The 16,478-nt window shown below is 60.9% G+C and carries 19 protein-coding genes and 1 tRNA gene; 9 read left to right on the top strand and 11 right to left on the bottom strand.

Annotated elements, in window-relative coordinates:
- The first annotated feature begins 43 nt into the window (after nt 1-43).
- Nucleotides 44-120, top strand: a tRNA-Arg gene (locus EOA13_RS01680).
- An 87-nt stretch (nt 121-207) separates the two neighbouring features.
- Here EOA13_RS01680 and EOA13_RS01675 read toward each other — a convergent pair.
- From EOA13_RS01675 to EOA13_RS01665, 3 genes are read right to left on the bottom strand one after another with little or no spacing between them, the layout of a single operon-like run.
- Nucleotides 208-489: a hypothetical protein gene (locus EOA13_RS01675; RefSeq protein WP_023812589.1), complete on the bottom strand. Its 282-nt coding sequence runs from the start codon at nt 487-489 to the stop codon at nt 208-210.
- 39 nt (nt 490-528) lie between these two features.
- Nucleotides 529-810: a helix-turn-helix transcriptional regulator gene (locus EOA13_RS01670; protein WP_031213538.1), complete on the bottom strand. Its 282-nt coding sequence runs from the start codon at nt 808-810 to the stop codon at nt 529-531.
- A gap of 4 nt (nt 811-814) precedes the next feature.
- Nucleotides 815-1,093 (bottom strand): hypothetical protein, encoded by a 279-nt coding sequence (locus tag EOA13_RS01665; protein WP_245490282.1) that lies wholly within the window; start codon nt 1,091-1,093, stop codon nt 815-817.
- A 308-nt stretch (nt 1,094-1,401) separates the two neighbouring features.
- Here EOA13_RS01665 and EOA13_RS01660 point away from each other — a divergent pair, with 308 nt between their 5' ends.
- Both EOA13_RS01660 and EOA13_RS01655 read left to right on the top strand, forming a co-directional pair.
- Complete coding sequence (locus tag EOA13_RS01660) at nt 1,402-1,623, top strand: hypothetical protein (protein ID WP_023814103.1); 222 nt, start codon at nt 1,402-1,404, stop codon at nt 1,621-1,623.
- A 231-nt stretch (nt 1,624-1,854) separates the two neighbouring features.
- The gene (locus EOA13_RS01655; protein WP_127289146.1) at nt 1,855-2,643 is read left to right on the top strand and encodes a GGDEF domain-containing protein; all 789 of its coding nucleotides are present in this window, start codon (nt 1,855-1,857) and stop codon (nt 2,641-2,643) included.
- A 47-nt stretch (nt 2,644-2,690) separates the two neighbouring features.
- On the opposite strand, the gene EOA13_RS01650 is transcribed toward EOA13_RS01655, so the two are convergent.
- Entirely contained in the window at nt 2,691-3,530 is an 840-nt protein-coding gene (locus tag EOA13_RS01650; protein ID WP_164779940.1) for a glycosyltransferase family 25 protein, read from the bottom strand.
- A 97-nt stretch (nt 3,531-3,627) separates the two neighbouring features.
- Entirely contained in the window at nt 3,628-4,347 is a 720-nt protein-coding gene (locus EOA13_RS01645) for a class I SAM-dependent methyltransferase (protein WP_127289142.1), read from the bottom strand.
- A 545-nt stretch (nt 4,348-4,892) separates the two neighbouring features.
- On the opposite strand from EOA13_RS01645, the gene EOA13_RS01640 reads away from it, so the two are divergent.
- Both EOA13_RS01640 and EOA13_RS01635 read left to right on the top strand, forming a co-directional pair.
- On the top strand, nt 4,893-5,855 hold the full coding sequence (locus tag EOA13_RS01640; RefSeq protein WP_127289140.1) for a glycosyltransferase family 4 protein: 963 nt from the start codon (nt 4,893-4,895) through the stop codon (nt 5,853-5,855).
- A gap of 146 nt (nt 5,856-6,001) precedes the next feature.
- A complete protein-coding gene (locus EOA13_RS01635) occupies nt 6,002-7,228 on the top strand; it encodes an anion transporter (RefSeq protein WP_127289138.1) in 1,227 nt (408 codons plus the stop codon).
- Here EOA13_RS01635 and EOA13_RS01630 read toward each other — a convergent pair.
- A complete protein-coding gene (locus EOA13_RS01630; protein WP_164748925.1) occupies nt 7,225-7,812 on the bottom strand; it encodes a TetR/AcrR family transcriptional regulator in 588 nt (195 codons plus the stop codon). The genes EOA13_RS01635 and EOA13_RS01630 overlap by 4 nt on opposite strands.
- 87 nt (nt 7,813-7,899) lie before the next feature.
- Between EOA13_RS01630 and EOA13_RS01625 the strand changes: the two genes are divergently transcribed.
- Entirely contained in the window at nt 7,900-8,781 is an 882-nt protein-coding gene (locus EOA13_RS01625) for a crotonase/enoyl-CoA hydratase family protein (RefSeq protein ID WP_127289134.1), read from the top strand.
- Here the strand turns inward: EOA13_RS01625 and EOA13_RS01620 are convergent.
- The 5 genes from EOA13_RS01620 to EOA13_RS01600 form a co-directional block, all read right to left on the bottom strand.
- A complete protein-coding gene (locus tag EOA13_RS01620) occupies nt 8,742-9,050 on the bottom strand; it encodes a cupredoxin family copper-binding protein (RefSeq protein WP_127289132.1) in 309 nt (102 codons plus the stop codon). The genes EOA13_RS01625 and EOA13_RS01620 overlap by 40 nt on opposite strands.
- A gap of 11 nt (nt 9,051-9,061) precedes the next feature.
- Nucleotides 9,062-9,586 carry a DUF4142 domain-containing protein gene (locus EOA13_RS01615; protein ID WP_127289130.1) on the bottom strand — a complete coding sequence of 175 codons (525 nt, stop codon included), beginning with the start codon at nt 9,584-9,586 and terminating at the stop codon, nt 9,062-9,064.
- Between the two features lie 116 nt (nt 9,587-9,702).
- On the bottom strand, nt 9,703-10,377 hold the full coding sequence (locus EOA13_RS01610) for an RNA polymerase sigma factor (RefSeq protein ID WP_127289128.1): 675 nt from the start codon (nt 10,375-10,377) through the stop codon (nt 9,703-9,705).
- Between the two features lie 130 nt (nt 10,378-10,507).
- Complete coding sequence (locus EOA13_RS01605; RefSeq protein ID WP_127289126.1) at nt 10,508-11,569, bottom strand: HPP family protein; 1,062 nt, start codon at nt 11,567-11,569, stop codon at nt 10,508-10,510.
- Between the two features lie 230 nt (nt 11,570-11,799).
- The gene (locus tag EOA13_RS01600) at nt 11,800-12,978 is read right to left on the bottom strand and encodes a cystathionine beta-lyase (protein ID WP_127289124.1); all 1,179 of its coding nucleotides are present in this window, start codon (nt 12,976-12,978) and stop codon (nt 11,800-11,802) included.
- 511 nt (nt 12,979-13,489) lie between these two features.
- On the opposite strand from EOA13_RS01600, the gene EOA13_RS01595 reads away from it, so the two are divergent.
- From EOA13_RS01595 to EOA13_RS01585, 3 genes are all read left to right on the top strand, one after another.
- Entirely contained in the window at nt 13,490-14,125 is a 636-nt protein-coding gene (locus EOA13_RS01595; protein ID WP_127289122.1) for a DUF1326 domain-containing protein, read from the top strand.
- Between the two features lie 9 nt (nt 14,126-14,134).
- Nucleotides 14,135-14,980: a DUF2182 domain-containing protein gene (locus EOA13_RS01590; protein WP_127289120.1), complete on the top strand. Its 846-nt coding sequence runs from the start codon at nt 14,135-14,137 to the stop codon at nt 14,978-14,980.
- Nucleotides 14,981-15,422: 442 nt separating this feature from the next.
- Entirely contained in the window at nt 15,423-16,451 is a 1,029-nt protein-coding gene (locus tag EOA13_RS01585) for an amino acid ABC transporter substrate-binding protein (RefSeq protein ID WP_023814120.1), read from the top strand.
- Nucleotides 16,452-16,478 lie beyond the last annotated feature (27 nt).

Raw genomic sequence — 16,478 nt, 5'->3', positions numbered from 1 at the left:
CGCCCAGCGCCAGAATATCCAGCCGGTCCAAAGGCCGGCCAGCGGTCCCGTAGCTCAGCTGGATAGAGCACCGGCCTTCTAAGCCGATGGTCACAGGTTCGAATCCTGTCGGGATCGCCAAAGCCTTTCGGGTCCATTCCGGACACATAGGTCGCGGTTTATACCAGAGACATGGGCTTTCAGAGAGCGTCACCAGGCCTCGTGCGCTCAAACCGCCGCCGCCAGAAGCAGCGTTACCCCCAGGACCGTCGACGCATAGATCGTGGCTAGAAGCACGATCGGGCGAGGATATTCGGCGGGTGTCGCGAGGCCGGCAAAGTGGGGATTTCGAAATGTTTCGGTGCCGGGCGACGGGCCGTCGGCGGCAGCGGGAGTGTTGTCATTGCAAGCGAGTAGAGAAAGACGCTGGGCAATATCGGCGGCGATCAGAGGATCGTCCGCCACCAATTTCGACCAGTCCGAAACAATGCCGATTTCACCTTTGAACATCGCGCGCCTCCCGTTTGGGATCTAACAGCGATATCTAAATTATGTTCCGCCGATAGTTTGACGAGGCGGACCGCTCTTGGTCCTTGCAACCTTCTGATCGATGAAAACCACGCCCGCTGCCTCCAACCCTCGACGGATGGCAGCCAGCTTGGCCGAACTCGGAATCCTTCGTCCGCTCTCGAAACTGCCGATCGTTCCTTCGCTAAGGCCGCACTTCGCGGCGAGTCGCACCTGCGACCATTTCAGCATCGCTCGTGCGGCTCTGCACTGCTGGGACGTAAGGGGCTGGATCCCTGAGACGGTGGAGCTTCGCGTGTTCACATCCTCAGATCCCTTCGCTTCGGCGGGAGGTGGCTTTGCACCAGGTGCACCTTGTCCAGACCCACGGTGACCATTGTCCGAACGACACCGTGACCTTGTCGCCCTCGATCTGCGTAACGTCGCCGGATAATTCCATCGGCTGGCCCTCGGTCAGCTTGGTCGCTGGACCAATGACCGAATGCGGAAAATTGTAACCGGGGATCGACACGCTGACGCGGTCTTCCGTGACGCGCTTCAGCACCGTCGCCATGACCGCCACTTCGTCGCCGACCTTTATTGCCATGCTTCTGATTCTGGGGCGGCATCCGGCTGGCGTCAAGGATTAGCTATGCCTTATATAGCAAGTCACGGAATCACCTCTTTCCATCCAGGAACGCCACGACAGCGGTAAATACCGCAAGCTGTTCAGCTCTATCATGGTGATGAGGGGATTTAGCGTGGCCGGGCCGTCGGCTGGGGCCAGCGTATTATTTCGTTACTCTGCCTTTTCGGAACCTTCCCGCGCACGGCGCGTTCGGCCCGCTGTATTCGCGGACCCTCATATAAAAGTGGACAGGCGGGAGGCAAACAAGGGTGGGGAGGAGTGTTGCCATGTCGAAGCGAGAAATAGGCATATCTTCGGCTCTGGATCGGCGCATCGCCGACCTCAAGGCCAGGATGCAGGACGCCCGGATCACGGAATATGAAATGAAGACCTTTCAAAAAGTGGCTTCAGCCATGGGAGGCGACGGAGGCTCCCTGCGCCTCGATGCCGACGACCTGATCGCGGCATCCTTTGTCGTCGATGCGCTGAGTGAGCCGACGCTCAACTGACGACGAGCGGTCTGGCTTCGCGCGCCCCTTGCTCGGCCGGCAGTTGGCCCACGCCTTCAAGCTCTGAAACAGGATGGCTGCTTTCCAGCGGCCGTCTTGTAGCGTCTGTCGCAAGTCATCGACAGGGCCGGCGGGTTGGTTCCGCCGCCCGATATCGAATTGGAGGGAAAGTCTTATCAATTTGTTGGGGTTGGTGCGTCATAGTAGCGACGGCTAACGGAGTTGAACGCGATGAAGCTCGATCTGTCGCCGACGAGCTGGGGCAGGGTGATCGCTGTCACGGCAGTCGGTACGGCATTCTTCATTGCCGTGGCGTTCTTCGTCGATTCCTTCAACTTTCCCTATCTTTCGCCCGAGGCTCTGTGGCGGGCACAGATGACCGACCTGATGCTGCCTTTGGTGCTGGGTGGTTCGTTTCTGTTTTTCCTGATGTGGAAGATTCGCCAGCTGGCCATCGCGCAGCGCGACCTCAGCGTCATCGCCGCGACCGACAGCCTGACGGCGGTGCTGAACCGTGGCGCCTTCTCGATGCTGGTCGAAGCCTATCTCGAGCAGACCCGAAAGCAGGAGCAAACCCGTTCGGGCGCGCTGCTGATCATCGACGCCGACCACTTCAAGTCGATCAATGACCGCCTGGGCCATGACTGCGGCGATCAGGCACTCAAACTGATAGCGCAGGCGATCAAGGGGCAACTTCGTGGGGGCGATATCGTCGGCCGCATCGGTGGCGAAGAATTCGGCGTGTTTCTGCCCGGCGTGGATCCCTCGCAATCCTGGATGGTTGCCGAAAGCATCCGCCGGCGTATCAGGGAGATGGAATTCTCACCCGGCGGCAGGCCTTGTCCGCTTTCCGTCAGCATCGGCGGCACAAGCTTTACCGGCCCGATCACCTATGAGGAAATCTTCTCCGCTGCCGACAAAAGGCTTTACACGGCCAAGTCGAACGGACGCGATCAAGTCAGCTTCGATCCGGCCGGAACGTCTCCGGCGCCTGCGCCCGGGGTCGCCACCGTGCATTGAGGGCAGCTTCATCAACCTGGCTGCCGCTACGTTGAGTGGTCGGCCCGTCACGGTTGGGGATAAGAGCCTTCAGCGCTCGGACGGCACGTGGATTTGTGCAGGCTGTCGAGCAGACGGCGCTTTCGCTTTGTCGACATCACGCCAAAAGAGATAGTCTTCTGGTGCCTGAGGCGGCAGATATTGAAAATCTGCCGACCTATTCGCCTCGTTTCGACCGCGAGCTTTTCGGTGGGTTTCCTCTTTGGCGAAGAATTTGCCACTGATTTCACCAGCCGCTCCTCACCAAGAAGGCTGGTAAACGCGACGGACTTCTCGAGCACAATATCACTTTGCACGCAAAGCGCGGGCAAGATTTGGTAAATGGTTTTACTTGATGACGTTGGAAGCGACGGGTCGAAGACAACGTGATCGGCGGGCGCATCGAGATCTCGGACGATCAGATCTCGCGCTGCTTGCTTCGAAAGGATGTAGCCGGCCGTTCCGATGTGGAAGCTATATAGTCTGGCTACTGAAAATGCACGGTCAACGAAATTGCGCCTCATCCCGATGACTGTCTTCCTCAAGTAGGTTTCCAGCTTGATGATATCGGCATCGGCCGGAACCCATCCACAATCGGAAAGCATCGGGCCAGCCGCATCGGACAACAGGATATCATCTTCGAAGATCGCACCAAAGGCATCATCACCATCCGCGATGATTTTCCAGCAAACCTTGTGGCTCATAAGGCAGGCCGCTTCGGTAGGAGTTAAACTCGGTGAAGTCTCGGCCAATCCCAGTCGATGCAACGCGTCAACGGCACGAACCCGTTCGAACGAAACACCAATCTTCGCGAATTCAGCTGTGACATGGGCAAGTCGATCCGGAGATCGATCAAGGTTGATGACCATGCATTTCATCGATGCCCCCCCCAAAGGCTATGTGCGATTATAGCTACTGCTTTTATCTTGATTCGGAATTCATTCCCCCGTGCCCGGAATGACTGGCCTAACCAAATAGTTTCCGCCGCAACGCCCGCAATCTGCTGTTCAGCCTTTTGCTCTCCAGGTGGATCACTCGGTTGCTTCTGTCGAGATAGGTGTCTGGATGGACAAAGTTGAGATAATCGGGGTTTGCTGGATCACGACATAGTTTTTCGCCCGCCTCGTCATTCGCCATCAAGAGGAGGTTCTGGCGATACCAGAAAGGAATTCGACTATCGGCCCATATCATGGGACGGACTATGTCATAGGTCTTGAATCCGTGAATCTCGAACCGGCGAGCCCACGTACTATGCCAAGCTTCATTGACATGATTGGTCCCGCCTTGGTGCGGCACAGCAGCGGAAAACAGAATGGCTGGGGCGCTTTGACAAAGCCATTTCACGGCTTTGAGAGACGCCGCTTCGGATATGTGTTCCAACACCTCCGCACAAATAGCCATGTCAAATCGGCCCAGATCAGGGAGAGGTTTCTCCAGATCAACGGCAAGAAATTCACTTTCGGCAATCAGGAGGAGTTCTCTTGGAACCCATGGCCCGTCGAGACCTCGTACATTGTTGATCTCTAGTTGCTTAGCGGCGGCGAGCCACGATCCTGCGCCAGTTCCCAGGTCAACAATCGAAGCTGGTTCCAAAATATCTACTACTTGTTTCAGAATTATCCTGGCAATTCCGACTTCCTCTGCTCGATCGGCAAAGAATTTTTTGCTGTAGATCGTTTCTCTCATCCGGAGGCTATAGCGTTGCCGATTTCCAATGGCAAGTGGAGCAGTATCTACTCTTTCCGGCGGCCTAACCTCCGATCTAAGACCAACTAGCTCTACCGCTCTGTCGATGCCTATCCATTTCCCGGATACAGGTGCATGACCTAGCCGTTTTCGGTCTGCTCGCCGTAATGACTGATGAACTGCTCCGCAGGCTTGGGGCGGCTCTTACTGCCGGTGCGCGCGATCGAAGAGGAGCGAGACAGGCGGGAACGCGTAGTAGGAAGCGCGGCTTGTGACGCTCTTCATATATTTGAAAAAAACCGATTGAATACGCATAAATAGTTGAATATTCGATAAATTCGATCAAATTACTAAATAGATGATCTCTATTTTCTAGCATGGAATATTAGATGAGGGGTCCCCCTATGTTCAGGGCAATTTGCCGCAGCGGCACTAGCCATGCTCTGCATTAGTAACGCCCTCGATAGCCCTGGTGGGGTAGTACAGCAACGGCCGGGTTTCACTCGCGGCAAACAACCGGCCAGGCAGGGCAAAGCGCAGCGATCATGCTCAATCTGTTCAACGGCTTTCAGGATCCCTTCGGCGGCAGTGACCTTGAAGCTTTGGAACTGCACAGGCTGTTGAGTGCCGACTCCGAAGTGCATCTGTGGGCAACCTCCTCCAGTGTGTCCGCCGAGTTGATGCGGAATTTCCCGATTCGCCGCGTCTCACTGTCGAAGTGGGATGTACCGAATGGGGGGACCTACGTCTTTCTCGGCTCGCATTGGCGCAACAAGATGTGGCCTTACCTGATCCCGCGGCCGCGCCGGCTGATCTATGTCTTCAATACCTTTCACCCGAAAATCATGTCGCTGACGAGGCGCATGCCCCGCATGCTGAACTGGCCCGACGCCGAACTGGTGCTGATTTCCGATTTTCAGAGACGGATGCTCCAAATCGATGGCACCGTGCATCCGTCTCCGATCGATATCGAACGTTTTTCACCACGGCGTCTGGATTCGGATCGTCCGTTCACCGTCGGACGCTTGAGCCGCGATGGGCCGGGCAAACATCATCCCGATGACATACCCCTTTACGAGACATTGCTGGCCGAAGGTACAGCCTTGCGGATTCAGGGAGGGACAGGGCTCAAGGGCAGCCTCATGCCGCATCCGCAACTCGAGCTGTTGCCACCCGGCCAATTTTCCGCCGAAGCGTTTCTGCAGACGCTCGACGTGTTTTATTATCGCACCGGTTGGCATGTGGAAACCTTCGGTCGCGTCGTGTTCGAGGCGATGGCCTGCGGGTTGCCCGTGGTCTGCCATTCATATGGAGGCTATTCCGATCATATCAGGCATGGCGAAAACGGCTTCTTGTTCGAAACGACGCAGCAGGCGGCGCGGATCCTGGCCGATCTCAAAGCCGATCCGGCGCTGCGGGCGGCAGTGGGCCTCAAGGCACGGCAGACCGTCGAGCAGCTGTTTTCACCGCAGGCACTGCGACAAAGGCTGGATTTTTATCTGCGTTAGCGGCACGTCATCCCTTGGGCGGTGCTTGACGCAACAACATGCCTGGCTGTCTGTCATCGATCTCGACATCGCGCTAAAGCAGGCACGCAAATCAGCCCATTGGGGCTGACAGGCAGCGGCGCGCCACAGGGCAGGACTTCTTATCGATGACATTGATGGGCGCGGCGGCACTGCTGATCCTGATCCTGACTTACGCCGGTGTCGCCATCGGCCGCATCCCCGGCCTGCGCCTCGACCGGGCGGGGATCGCGCTTCTCGGCGGGGCCGCGATGATCGCCATCGGCGCGCTCAGCATGGAGGATGCCTACCGGGCGATCAATTTCGACACCATCACGCTTCTGCTCGGCATGATGATCGTGGTGGCGCATCTGAAAGTGTCGGGCGCCTTTCGCGGCCTTGGCGCCATCGCCATCGAGCACGCGCACGCGCCCTTCATGCTTTTGGTGATGGTGACGCTGCTGACCGGCGTGTTGTCCGCCTTCCTGGTCAACGACGCCATCTGCCTCGTCATGGCGCCGATCGTCGTCCACGTCACCCGCATCATCAAGCGCAACCCGATCCCGTATCTGATCGCCACCGCCACCGCGTCGAATTGCGGTAGCGTCGCCACCATCACCGGCAATCCGCAAAACATGGTCATCGGCGCGCTGTCGGGCATTTCCTATCCGGCCTTTTCGGCAGCGCTCGCTCCGGTCGCCCTGTTCGGCCTCGTCGCGGTCGTCGTCATCATCCGTATCGTCTTCCGGGCCGAATTCGCCCGCACTGTCCAACTGACGCCCGAAGTCTCGCGTGGCCGCATGCACAAGGGGCAGGTGCTGAAGGCGGTGGTGGTCTGCATCGGACTGGCAATCGCCTTCTTCGCCGGCGTGCCCGTCGCCAAGGCCGCACTCATCGGCGGCGCCATCCTCTTGCTCACCCGGGCGATCAAGCCGGAACGCATCTACCGCGAGATCGACGGTCCGCTGCTGTTCATGTTCGCCGGTCTATTCGTTGTGGTCGCCGGCGCCGAAAAGACGCTTCTTTCGCCCGACATGATCGCCTCGGCCAAGAACCTCGGGCTGGGGGACGTCTGGCGCCTGTCCGGTTTCACCGCGGTGCTCTCCAACATCATGAGCAATGTCCCGGCCGTGCTGGCCCTTCGGCCCTTCATACCGGGCCTCGAAAACCCCGAGCGCGCCTGGCTGGTCGTCGCCATGAGCTCGACACTGGCCGGCAATTTCACGCTGCTGGGTTCGGTCGCCAACCTGATCGTCGCCGAACAGGCACGGGCCGCCGGCACGACGCTGTCGTTCGGCGCTTTTTTCAAGGTCGGCTTGCCGTTGACGCTGATAACCCTGGCCGCCGGTACGGCATGGCTGGCTTTCGGGTTCTAGACCTGGCTGCCTGAAATTCGCGCCCGCACCAGCGTCGCCGCGGCGCGTCCGGCGGCCTCGATATAATCGGGATTGCGGTGGATCAGCATGATCGAAAAGCAGCCGTCGATCAAAAGCACGATCTCGCGTGCCAAGGCAGGCGGCTCGCCGACGCCATGGTCCGACAAGGCGCCGGCCAGCCATGTTTCGAAATTCAGCTTGTGCCGCGCGCCGACCTTGACCGCCGGATGTCCGGGCATCGAGGCGAGTTCGGCGGCCGTGCGCAGGAAGCCGCATCCTTTCCATTTCGGGTGACGAGCGGACCGCGCCAGATTGGTGAAGATCGCCTCGACCTTGCGATCCGCGCCGCCTTCGGCAGCATCGAACCAGCCAGCCATCCGCTTCAGATTGGGTTGGTCGCGGCCATCGAGATAGGCGGCGATGAGGTCGTCCTTGCTCTTGAAATGGTAGTAGAGCGTGCGCTTGGTGAGACCCGCTTCCTCGGCGACGGCATCGACGCTGACGCGACCGATTCCTTCGGCATAGAAGAGCCTGGTCGCGGCATCGACAATGCGTTTGCGGGTGGGGCTTTGCGTGTCAGGCATGAGCTTAGGTATACCGACTAGTGAATATACACAAGGGGAAAGAGGCATAGTCTTCCGGTCATCAGCATGATGAAGAAGGAAAAGCCAATGACCGATCTTGTCCTTAACGAAACCCGGGATGGGATTGCCATCCTCACCCTCAACCGGCCGGAGAAGCTGAACGCGTTGAACTATGCCCTGATCGATCGTCTGCTTGCGATCCTCGACGACATTGACGTCGATGACAGCGTCCGCGCAATCATTCTGACCGGAGCAGGGGAGCGGGCGTTTTCGGCCGGCGGCGACATTCATGAGTTCTCGGCCAGCGTGGCGGTCGGCGTCGATGTCGCGATGCGTGATTTCGTCATGCGCGGGCAACGGCTGACGGCGAGGCTGGAAGCGTTTCGCAAACCCGTCATCGCTGCCGTCAACGGCATTGCCTTTGGTGGCGGTTGCGAAATCACCGAGGCGGTGCCGCTGGCCATCGCCAGCGACCGCGCTTTGTTCGCCAAGCCGGAAATCAACCTCGCAATGCCGCCGACCTTTGGCGGAACCCAACGCTTGCCCAGGCTTGCCGGGCGCAAGCGGGCGCTCGAACTGCTGTTGACCGGCGACTGGTTTGCGCCGCCGCGGGCGCTTGAACTGGGTCTCGTCAACGAGGTTGTGCCGCATGCCGAGTTGATGCCGGCCGCGATCGGCCTGGCCAGGCGCATCCTGCGGCACTCCGATCTGGCGATTGCCGGCATCCTCACGGCGGTGGCGCGCGGCCTCAACCAGAGCATCGCCGAAGGCTTGGCTGTCGAGGCCGAGCAGTTCGCCCGCATGGCCCCGACCGCCGATCTGCGCGAAGGGCTGAATGCCTGGATGGCACGCCGCGAGCCGGGCTATGACGGCTCGTGGACGCATATCGCGCGCCCCGACGAGGCCAGGCGAGCCTCGTTGGCGCTGGATCAGGGCGCCACCACCAAACGGCCTTTCATGTTGGGGTGAAAGCGGCAGAAATAGTCGACCGGTCCCGCGGCCTTCAATGTCAGGCTTGCGGATTTCTTCGGCGGGATCATCACCTCCCAGCCGCCTTTCACGGTGGCCGTGTGGGCGAACACATCCTTGTTCACCCACTCGATCGTGTCGCCGACCTTGGCCTCGACGGTGGCTGGCGAGAACACCAGCCTGTCGATGATGACCTGGATGGTTTCAGCTTGCGCCGGTGCGATACCTGCGGCCAGCGTCAAGGCAATCCACAGATGGCGTTTCGGCATGCTCCCGGTCCTTACTTGAGCATGCCGGCGACGTGCTCGGCGTGCTGCTCATGGCCCTGGAAAATCTTCAGGCCGGTTTCCAGCAGGCTCTTCAGTTCGGCATTCTGCGCCGACGGGATCAAAAGGGTTTCGAGCGCGCCGTTGACCTGCTTGTGGTAGGCGACCTCATTGTCGACATAGGCCTTGTCGAAGGCAGCGCCGTCGAGTTTGGCGAGCTTGGCCCGCTCCTCCGCCGCAGCTTTGGTCAGCGCCTGGCTGGTGGCGTTGTCTTCCGGCGTGACCTTGAGCTTCTTCACCAGGTCGAGCGCCTGAACATTTACAGCCTCGTGATCCCGGACCATGTCCTTGGCGAAATCGACGACCTCCTTGTTCTTCGATTTCTCGATCGCCAGCTTGGCCGCTTCGACGTCGATGACCCCGGCCGTGTAGGCGATGTGGGCGATCTGCGGATCGGTCGGCTTGTCGGCGGCTTGTACGAACGGGGACGCGCCAAGCAGCAGCAGGGCGGCGAGCGCGACAGTGTGTCGGATAGACATGGCATCTCCTTCGTCCGGACGCTGAAATCGCGCCGGACTGTGTTTTTCGGTTGACGGTCATTGGATGCTGGTCAGCGGGAAACGTTCCCGCCAAAATCAACTGAATCGGGTGAGGCTCAGCTTTCCAGCCCGAGCCGCCGCATCACGGCGCTGGTCAGTCGTTCGCAACGCCGGCCGGCGAAGGGGAAGGCATCGAGCAGCACCGGTCCGATCTGGTCGTCCAGCGCCTTGCGCACGAGGGCGCGCGCGCGGTGCAGCCTCGTCTTGACGGTTTGCGGCCGCACGCCGAGGAGATCGGCGGTCTCCTCGATGCTCAGCCCCTCGATCACCCGCGCCACGAACACCGTCCGGTAGACGTCGGGAAGGCTGTCGGTGGCCTGTTCGACCAGTTGGAGGATCTGCCTTTGCGCCATCGTCCGTTCCGGATCGTCGCTGGGGTTGAGAGGGAACCGGATGATCTCGGCTTGCGGATTTTCCGGCAGTGCCACCGTTCTGCGCCTTTTGCGCAGGCGGCCAAGCGCCTCGTTGATGACGATGCGCGACAGCCATGTGGCGAGCGAGGAGTCGCCGCGAAACGCATCGAGATGGGCGAAAGCCTTGACGTAGGCCTCCTGCACGATGTCCTCGGCCTCGCTGTCATTGCGCACGACGCCGCGCGCGATCCGGTAGAGCCGCTGATTGTGTGTCTTGATGATGGTGCGGAAGGCATCGCCGTCGCGCGCCAAGGCGCGGCGCACAAGCTGCATCTCGCCTGGCACAGCGGAAGGCACGGCCGTCAAGACAGCAGGCATGGCCAGTTTCCTCAACCCAATCTCCGGACCGAACCTCGATTGAGAGATTGGACGCTGTCGCCGGCAAAAGGTTCCCGAAGGCTTTTCGCGGGGCCCGGCGGCGGTACCCTACCGCGCGAGTGAAGGCTTGTCAGGCAACCTGCAGGCGCGCCGTGGCCGCCAACAGATCGGTCTGGGTGATCAGCCCGAGAATCCGTTTGTCGTCGTCGACGATGATGACCGCATGGCTGCGGCCGTCGGTGAGCACCGGCAGCAGACCCATGGCGGCAAAACCTGCGGCGGCTGTTGCCGCGGGTGATATGACGGATCCGACCGTCCCGGAGGCCTGGGTGAGTTCGCGCAACCCCACGGTGCCTGCCAGCCTGGCCTCCGCATTGACGACCGGCAGGGTCCGGATGTTGTGGTCAAGCAGCAATTGGCGCGCCGCCTCGGTCGAGGTGTGAGTATCGACCGAGATCACATCGCGCGACATGATGTCCGCGCACAGAAGCGTCTTGTGCGCGCGCACCATCGCCTGCAATTCGACCTGCCGCAGCAGCCGGTCGAGATCGTTGCGATCGATATCGAACGTCTCGTCAAGTGCGCCAAGCGCGGCATCGATGTCTTCGGACCGGAAGCCCACGCGCAGCTGCGCCGGCGGGTCGCCGGTGCCGTGGCTGTTCGCCGGCGCTGCAGCCGGCACATGCGGATAATTGCGTCGGGCCAGCCTGTGGAAGCCGTAGCCGAGCGCCACCAGCAGGATCGAGTTCAGCGCCACCGGCACGAATGGAAACAGGAAGCCGGCGCTGATGACGGCAGGCCCTCCCAGCACCGCGGTCAGCGCGGCCGCTCCGCCCGGCGGATGCAGGCAGCGCGTGAACGACATGGCGGCGATGGCCAGTGCCACCGCGATGCCGCTGGCAAGCGCGGTTTCGTGGATGAAATGCGCCACGATTACGCCGACCAGTGCCGATATCGTGTTGCCGCCGATGATCGACCATGGCTGTGCCAGCGGACTGGCGGGCACGGCGAACAGGAGCACCGCCGACGCCCCCATCGGCGCCACCAGCAGCGGCACATGCGGGCCGTTGCCGAGCACAAGGCTGGCGATCACGCCGGTGAGCGCAATGCCGATCGTCGCGCCGATACAGGCGACGAGACGCTCGCGCAGCGTCGCGCCGGCAAGAATGGGAACAAAAAGGCGGAAAGCCATGGGGTCGAAAACTCTGCCGGTATTCCAGGGGAAGTCGAATGTGCTGATCGCACCGCAATGACGCGGCAGCGCTGAATTTGAAAGCCAAACTGATCCGGGAAACCGCAATTTGAGGGAATAGAATTCCGCTAGCGCATGTCGCCCAAATGTGACCTCGGTTTTGGGAGAACGACATGCACAAAAACAAAACCTGAAGCGGGTTGCCTGAAAATCTTCAGGCGCGACACGCTTTAGGCCGCTGCTGCGGCGGTCAGGCCGCGCGAAATATCGGCCTTCAGGTCGTCGACATCCTCGAGGCCGATCTGCAGGCGGATCAACGGACCCTCATAGGGGGCTTTTGCAACAACGCGGTCGCCGAGCCAGACCGGTACGGCAAGGCTCTCATAGCCGCCCCAGGAATAGCCGAGGCCGAAGATCCGCAGCGCGTCGAGGAAGGCGTGCTGCTGCTTCTGGCCGCCACCGGCAAGAACGATGGAAAAGATGCCGCTCGAGCCGGAAAAGTCGCGCTTCCACAGAGCGTGATCCGGATGGCTGGGCAGGGCCGGGTGGAGCACGCGCGCCACGCCCTTCTGGCCCTCGAGCCAGGAGGCGATCGCAAGCGTACTGCGCTGATGGTGTTCGAGGCGCACGCCCATGCTGCGCAGGCCACGCAGCACCTGGTAAACGTCGTCGGGCCCGGCGCAACAGCCAAGCGTGCAGAAGCTTTCGTAGAGGTGCGTCCAGCAACTCTCATTGGCCGACACCGTGCCAAGCAGCACGTCGGAATGGCCGGCCGGGTATTTGGTCGCCGCATGGATAGATATGTCGACACCGTGGTCGAGCGGGCGGAAATAGAGTGGCGTCGCCCAGGTGTTGTCCATCATGACGATGGCGCCCGCGGCGTGCGCCGCCTTGACGATGGCCGGGATGTCCTGCACCTCGAACGTGTTGGAGGCTGGCGATTCCGTGAACACCACCTTGGTGTTGGGCTTGATCAACGCCGCGATGCCGGCGCCGACATCGGGGGCGTAATACTCGACCTCGACACCCAGCCGCTTCAGCATCGTGTCGGCGAAGTTGCGGGTCGGATGATAGACGGTATCGACGATCAGCAGATGGTCGCCCGCCGACACGAAGGCGAGCAGCGGCACCGTCACCGCCGCTAGGCCCGACGGCACCACGATCGTGCCGGCCGAGCCTTCCAGCGCGTCTATGGCGTGGGCAAGGGCATCGGTCGTCGGTGTGCCGCGCGTGCCGTAAGTGTATTTCTGGCTGCGTGCCGCCATCGACGCCGCGTCGCGGAAAAGCACGGTCGAAGCATGCACCACCGGCGGATTGACGAAGCCGAAATAATCATGCGGATTGTTGCCCGAATGGGCAAGCCGCGTGTTGATGCCCGTCCCGCCGTGCTCGCTGCCGTCTTTCGCCATTCTGCGTCGCCTTGTTTGATAAGCCGCTAGCCATAGTGCGGCGCTATGGACCGTGCAACAGCCACCGCCCGCCAGGAGGCGGACTTCGAATATGCCAATTCGTCGCGGCAAAAACAGCGATGCGGGGACGGAGTATTAAACGAAAAACCCGCCTGTGCGGCGGGCTATCGGCGCAAATCAGCACCATGGACGAATATGTACCATAGCTGAGGGCAGGGAGTCAAGAAAAAATTCCTATCAAGAAAAGCGACAGGCACAAAAGCTACCGGCACAAAAAGCTGCCGCCGCCGAACTGGTTGTTGTCAGGTCTTTTGTTGACCTGCGTTCGGAGCCCTTGTCCCCGCCGATCGGTCTATTGTGGGCGGCGGTGAATGGTATATGATCGTTGGCTAATATTAATCGCCGGATTGCTTCGATCAGATGCTGCCGGATGGTTGCTGCCGGTTGACTTCTGGTCCTCCACGATCCGGATCGCGCTCACGAAGCGTGAGCGCGGCAAGGGAGGAATGCCATGCCGGACGTCAAATGGGCTATGAAGGCGAGCGAATTCATCAACTGCAACTGCGCCTATGGCTGCCCGTGCCAGTTCAACGCCATGCCGACATACGGATTCTGCCAGGCGGTCGCCGGCATGGAAATCGAGAGCGGCCATCACGGCGACACCAAGCTCGACGGGTTGCGGTTCGTCGGGATTTTCAGCTGGCCCGGCGCCATACACCAGGGCGGGGGTGAAGCCGCGGTGGTCATCGACGAGAGGGCGACGGAAGCCCAACGTGGCGCGCTGCTTCGCATATTGGGCGGTCTGGACACCGAGCCAGGTGCAACGATATTTCAGGTCTTTTCGACCACGCTGGAGAAATTCCACGATCCGATCTTCGCGCCGATCGAATTCAAGATCGACGTCGACGCGCGAACCAGTCGGCTGCATGTCGAGGGTATAACCGACGGTCGCGGCGAGCCGATCCGGAATCCGGTCACCGGCGCCGCGCACCAGGCGCGCATCGACTTGCCGCACGGCTTCGAATACGCGCTCGCCGAGGTCGGGCGCGGCTGGACCAAGGCGACGGGCCCGATCAAGTTCGAGCTGGCCGATACGCACAGCCATTTCGCCAATCTGCATCTCACGCAGAGCGGCATCGTGCATTGACCTGATCCAATGGACGATACGGCCCTCGAGGCGGTGCTGAGGCGCGATCGCGCGGTCGTGACGGCCGCGCTCGTCGTGATCGCCGTGCTCGCCTGGGCCTATGTGCTGTGGCTCGCCGCCACCATGGTCATGCCCGGCTCCCCTTTGCCGGATGGCGAAGGCGGCGACATGGCCGGCATGGATATGGGCGGCATGGATATGGGCGCCGCCATGGCGCCCGGCTTCCGGGCCTGGGCGATGGGCGATTTCGCTTTCACCTTCACGATGTGGGCAGTGATGATGGTTGGCATGATGACGCCTTCGGTCGCGCCGATGTTGCTGCTCTATGCCGGTGTCGGCCGCAAGGCGCGGGCGGATGGCCGGCCCATCGCTTCGACGGGATGGTTTTTTGCCGGCTATCTCGCCGTCTGGGTCGTCTTCAGCCTCCTGGCGACCGGTGCGCAATGGCTTCTCGCCCGTCTAGCCTTGCTCGATCCCTCGATGGCGACCGTCAGCGCGATCCTCGGCGGCCTCGTCCTGATCGCCGCCGGTCTCTATCAATGGACGCCGATGAAGGGCGTCTGCCTGCGCCAATGTCAGGCACCGATCGCGTTCCTGGCCAGCCATGGCGGATTCCGTTCCGCTCCGCTCGGCGCGCTTCGGCTCGGCATGGATCACGGCGCTTATTGCCTGGGGTGTTGCTGGGCGCTGATGGCTCTGTTGTTCGTCGGTGGCGTCATGAACGTGCTGTGGATCGCCGGCATCGCCATCCTTGTTCTGCTGGAGAAGACGGTGCCGACCGGCCAGCTGATTCCGCGCGTTTTAGGCGCGTTGATGGCCGCCATCGGGACCTGGATCGTCTTTCAAGCCTTTTGAGAGCAGTCTTCGTCGGCGGTCTGTATTGGTATGCAGCCGTCAGTAAATCGTCAGATGACAATCTTGGAACCTGGTAGTTCGTCGCACGGGGAGGTCAACAACGACGAGGTATTGCCCGGGATGGATTTCGCTGCCGCGGCCCGTATTGGCCCGGCGTTGGCGTTGCATGAGATTTGCCGCCTTTATTAGCCCTGCTGGCTAAATCGCGGGCGTGTTTGTCTGTAAATCGGGCATTTGCGGCAATCGGTTTTCAAACTCTTTGGGTTTCGGTCATTTCCCTTGACCTCACAGGAATTATCGCCTTCGATGACATTTGTGAACGGGAGGCGGCGCGTCGGTTACGATGCGGGGTTCCGGGATGGGCCGGGATGGGAGCCGCGTTCACACGGGAGAAAAAAATCAGGATTTACTCCTGAAAAACAGAGAAAAGGGTCTGTGGGTCATGAAACATATTGCTATCGGCATTCTAGGCGCCGCCACGCTTGGATTGATGGCGTCCGCCGCGTCGGCGGCCACGCTCGACACCGTCAAGGCGAAGGGCTTCATCCAGTGCGGCGTCTCCACCGGCCTGGCCGGCTTTTCGGCGCCGGACGACAAGGGTGACTGGCAAGGCATCGATGCGGATTTCTGCCGCGCTGTCGCGGCCGCCGTCTTTGGTGACGGCTCCAAGGTCAAGTTCACGCCGCTCAGCGCCAAGGAGCGGTTCACCGCGCTGCAGTCGGGCGAGATCGACATCCTGTCGCGCAACACCACCTGGACCATCAACCGCGATACAGCGCTTGGCCTGAATTTCATCGGCGTCACCTACTATGACGGCCAGGGTTTCATGATCAACGCCAAGAAGCTGCCGGGCGTCAATTCGGCATTGCAGCTTTCGGGCGCCGCCGTCTGCGTGCAGAGCGGCACCACCACCGAGCTGAACCTCGCCGACTACTTCAAGGCCAACAAGATGGAGTACAATCCCGTCGTCTTCGAAAAGCTGGAAGAGGTCAACGCCGCCTATGATGCCGGCCGCTGCGACGTCTACACCACCGATCAGTCGGGCCTCTATGGCATCCGCCTGACGCTGGGAGCGCCGGCCGACCATGTCGTGCTGCCCGAGATCATCTCCAAGGAGCCGCTCGGACCGGCCGTTCGCCAGGGCGACGACCAGTGGTACCACATCGTCAAGTGGACCTATTTCGCGCTGCTGCAGGCTGAAGAGCTCGGCATCACCAAGGCCAATGTCGATGAGATGAAGAACTCGGCCAGCCCCGAAATCAAGCGCGTGCTCGGCCAGGAAGCCGATACCAAGATCGGTACCGATCTCGGCGTCTCCAATGACTGGGTGGTCAACATCGTCAAGGCCGTCGGCAATTATGGCGAAATGTTCGAGCGCAATGTCGGCTCGGGCAGCCCGCTGAAGATCGCGCGCGGCATCAACGCGCTGTGGACCAAGGGCGGCCTGCAATACGCGCCGCCGATCCGCTGATCGAAATGTGATCCGGGAGGCAGATCA

It is taken from the genome of Mesorhizobium sp. M7A.F.Ca.US.011.01.1.1, assembly GCF_003998295.1.
Lineage (GTDB): Bacteria > Pseudomonadota > Alphaproteobacteria > Rhizobiales > Rhizobiaceae > Mesorhizobium.
Note: the sequence above shows the minus strand (reverse complement) of the source record. Positions and strands in the feature narration are given on the sequence as shown.